The following is a 3,985-nucleotide window of genomic DNA, read 5'->3' as shown; positions in this document are numbered from 1 at the left end:
TGATGATCCACGACTTCGATATGGTTCGCTACGTAACCGGTTCCGAGGCTGTTGAGATCTCCGCTGTTGGTTCCTGCCTCGTTAACCCGAACCTGCAGGAAGAGTCCGGTATTCCGGATGTTGACACCGCTGTTGTTACCATGAAGATGGCTAACGGCTGCATCGCTGTTATCAACAACTCCCGTCAGGCAGTTTACGGCTACGACCAGCGCGTTGAGGCGTTCGGCTCTAAGGGCATGGCTTCCGATGCTAACGACCTGCTGAACACCACCACCGTACTGACCAAGGATGGCGCTCACTCCGAGAAGCCGCTGTGGTTCTTCCTCGAGCGTTACAACCAGGCATTCATCAACCAGGTTATCTCCTTCGTTGATGCAATCAACAACGATACAGAGACTGCTGTCGGCGCTATCGATGGCCTGCGTCCGGTTCTCATGGCTAAGGCTGCTACCGAGTCCTGCCGTAACGGCGGCGTATACGTTAAGGTTGAGGAGTAATTTCTCCGCTTAACAAACCAAAGTTGCATAAAAAGGAATCCTCGAAAGAGGGTTCCTTTTTTGTTGCAGTAATTGAAAATTGAGAATGGAGAATGGAAAATTAACGCGATGGTCAAATTCAACTCACTGCAATTACATAACCGTATGTCCGCACGCATTTAACATTGATGCGGGAGCACAATGTGCTCCCCTACGATTTTAATCGTGCAACTGAATTTACAAACAGCGGGGTAAGGTCACCCCGCCCTCCGGTATATTGTAATCATTATGGTATATACGTTGAACCATTTGACAAATTGTATCATGTAGGGCGGGACAAGGTGAATTGCCCGAAGGGCAAGAGAAGGTGCCCTGGGGTATGACCTCATCCCGCCGTTTCTCGTCGAATTACACCAATTTTATCAACCTGTACCCGTCAACTGCCACGTTCATTCTCCATTTTCCACTCTCAATTCTCAATTCCCCCTTGACTTAGAGTACACTCCAAGTGCTACACTAAGGGCAAAGGAAGGTGACTCCCATGACCATCGCAGAAGTGAGCAGACAATTCGACATCACGCCGGACACACTGCGCTACTACGAGCGCATCGGCCTGATCCCGCCGGTACCGCGCACCAAAAGCGGCATCCGCGATTACGACCAGACCTCGTGCAGCTGGATCGAGTTTATTAAATGTATGCGTGCGGCCGGTCTGCAAATTGAGGCGCTCATCGAATATGTAGCTCTGTTCCAGCAGGGCGACAGCACCATCGGCGCCCGCAAGGCCTTGCTCCTCGAGCAGCGCGACCAGCTCGAGGAACGCATTGCCACCATGCAGCAGACGCTCGAGCGGCTCAACCACAAGATTGAAAACTACGGCAACTGCCTCGCCAAAGAACCCGAGCTGCGCGGTAAAGCCAAAGACTGAACTGCACCAACACTTCACCACCGCAGAGTTCTCCCGCCGGAGAGCTCTGTGTATTTGTGTATTTTTACCAGTTTCCATCGTTTTTTTCGGTATTTATCACCATACCCCGCGTTTTGAGAATATTCCGCTTGTGCAATCCCTTATAATTTACCAAATTTATTGCTTTATTCCGTTAATATTGACAGTTGACGCTTGCTATCTGGTGTGGTATATTGGTAGACGGAACAAAAACTTAACAAAAAAGTGTGCAAAACCCGCTCCAAACCGAACCACCCTATCGATCGGTTAGACACGGGCAAGCGGTTCCCTGCCGCACCAAATGGCAGTCTGCAACAGGCGGAATGCCGGTTTTTACCGGCTTTGGCAATAAATATCCAAACAAGAAGGAGACTTGAACATGGATTTCCATCTGACCCGTGAACAGGAACTGGTTCGCCAGATGATGCATGACTTCACCGAGAACGAAGTTAAGCCCATCGCTGCGGAAACCGACAAAACCTCTACTTACCCCCGCGAGAACATCGAGAAGCTGTTCGATCTGGGCGTTATGGGCATGATCGTGCCCGAGGAGTTCGGCGGCGCAGGCGCTGACGATCTTTCCTCCGCTATCGCTATCGAAGAGCTGTCCAAGCAGTGCGCTTCCACCGGCGATATCCTCGCTACCCACAATGGTCTGTGCTGCGGCCCGATCATTGCAAACGGTACTCCCGCACAGAAGGAGAAGTACCTCCGCATGCTGACCGAAGGCCACAAGGTAGGCGCTTTCGCACTGACCGAGCCGGACGCTGGTTCTGACGCTGCAAAGGGCACCTGCGTTGCTGAGCTGCAGGGTGACCACTACGTACTGAACGGCTCCAAGATCTTCATCACCAACGGCTACGTTGCTGACGTATTCGTAGTATTCGCTATGACCGACAAGTCCAAGGGCACCAAGGGCATTTCTGCATTTATCGTAGAGAGCTCCTTCCCGGGCTTCTCTGTTGGCAAGCACGAGGAGAAGCTTGGCCTGCACGGCTCCCCGACGGCTGAGATCGTATTCACCGACTGCATCGTTCCGAAGGAGAACCTCCTCGGCGCAGAAGGCAAGGGCTTCAAGATCGCTATGCAGACCCTGGACGGCGGCCGTATCGGCATCGCTGCACAGGCACTGGGCATTGCAGAGGGCGCTATGGAAGAGTCCATCAACTTTGCTAAGACCCGTGAGCAGTTCGGCCGTCCGATCGCAAAGTTCCAGAACACTCAGTTCCTCTTTGCTGATATGCACGTTGCAATCGAGGCTGCTCGCCTGCTGACCTACAAGGCTGCTGTTGCTAAGTCTGAGGGCGGCCGCTTCACTCTGGACGCTGCAACCGCTAAGCTGTTCGCTTCCGAGGCTGCTATGAAGATCACCACCAAGGCAGTTCAGGTACACGGCGGCTACGGCTACACCAAGGATTACCCGGTTGAGCGCATGATGCGTGATGCCAAGATCACCGAGATCTACGAGGGCACCAGCGAGATCCAGCGCGTTGTTATCTCCGGTAACATTCTCGGTAAGTAAGAATAGGAGGAAAACTGAACTATGAAGGCAATTGTTTGTGTAAAGCAGGTTCCGGATACCTCCGGTAAGGTTGCTGTTAATCCCGATGGCACTCTGAACCGCGCATCCATGGCTACCATCATCAACCCGGACGACAAGAACGCGGTTGAGGCTGCTCTGAAGCTGAAGGACGCTACCGGCTGCAAGGTCGTTGTTATCACCATGGGTCCTCCCCCGGCACAGGGCATGCTGCGTGAGCTGATGGCTATGGGCGCTGACGAGGGCATTCTGGTTTCCGCTCGTGAGTTCGGCGGTTCCGATACCTTCGCAACCTCCCAGATCCTGGCTGCTGCTATCAAGAAGTATGGCGTTGACGCTGATGACGTAGTATTCTGCGGCCGTCAGGCTATCGACGGTGATACCGCTCAGGTTGGCTCTCAGATCGCTGAGAAGCTGGACATCCCGCAGATCTCCTACGCTGCTGACGTAAAGATCGAGGCACCACCGTTACCGTTAAGCGCGCTCTGGAGGATGGCTACATGACCATCGAGACCCAGACCCCGTGCCTGCTGACCTGCATCAAGGAGCTGAACGAGCCCCGCTACATGTCCATCAAGGGCATCATGGGCTGCTACGATAAGCCGATCGCAGTTTATGACTACAACACCCTGAAGGACGATCCGCTGATCGATCCCACCACCATTGGTCTGAAGGGTTCTCCCACCAACATCTTCAAGTCCTTCACTCCTCCCCAGAAGGGTCAGGGCAAGATGCTTGAGGGCGCTGACAAGGCTACCTGCGACGAGCTGGTTGCTGAGCTTCAGAAGAAGCACATCATTTAATCGGAAGGAGAATACTGAACAATGGCTGATTTCAATAATACGAACCTCGCCGATTTTTCCGGCGTATGGGTATTCTGTGAGCAGCGCCAGGGCGAGCTGCAGCCGACCGTACTCGAGCTGATCTCTGAGCACGCAAGCTGGCAGACGACATGGGCACTGAAGTTTGCGGCCTGCTGCTTGGCGGCAAGGGCGTAGGCGAGAAGATGGCAAAGGAACTGGG

Annotated in this window: 3 protein-coding genes and 2 pseudogenes; all 5 read left to right on the top strand. The window is 53.5% G+C overall.

All coding sequences use genetic code 11. From position 1 onward, the window contains the following. The coding region (locus tag DXB00_RS16050; protein WP_243107260.1) for a Gfo/Idh/MocA family protein at positions 1-497 on the top strand (497 nt) is incomplete at its 5' end. 520 nt (positions 498-1,017) lie between these two features. Further along, a complete protein-coding gene (locus DXB00_RS16045; RefSeq protein ID WP_117492801.1) occupies positions 1,018-1,404 on the top strand; it encodes a MerR family transcriptional regulator in 387 nt (128 codons plus the stop codon). 397 nt (positions 1,405-1,801) lie between these two features. Beyond that, positions 1,802-2,944 (top strand): acyl-CoA dehydrogenase, encoded by a 1,143-nt coding sequence (locus tag DXB00_RS16040; protein ID WP_118362012.1) that lies wholly within the window; start codon positions 1,802-1,804, stop codon positions 2,942-2,944. Between the two features lie 21 nt (positions 2,945-2,965). After that, positions 2,966-3,765, top strand: a pseudogene (acrB, locus tag DXB00_RS16035) (acryloyl-CoA reductase electron transfer subunit gamma). Between the two features lie 21 nt (positions 3,766-3,786). Beyond that, positions 3,787-3,985, top strand: a pseudogene (locus tag DXB00_RS16030) (acryloyl-CoA reductase electron transfer subunit beta); the annotation flags it as partial.

Origin of the sequence: Butyricicoccus sp. OF10-2 (genome assembly GCF_003481925.1) — a bacterium.
Lineage (GTDB): Bacteria > Bacillota > Clostridia > Oscillospirales > Butyricicoccaceae > Agathobaculum > Agathobaculum butyriciproducens.
This window is presented reverse-complemented; position numbering and strand designations above follow the sequence as displayed.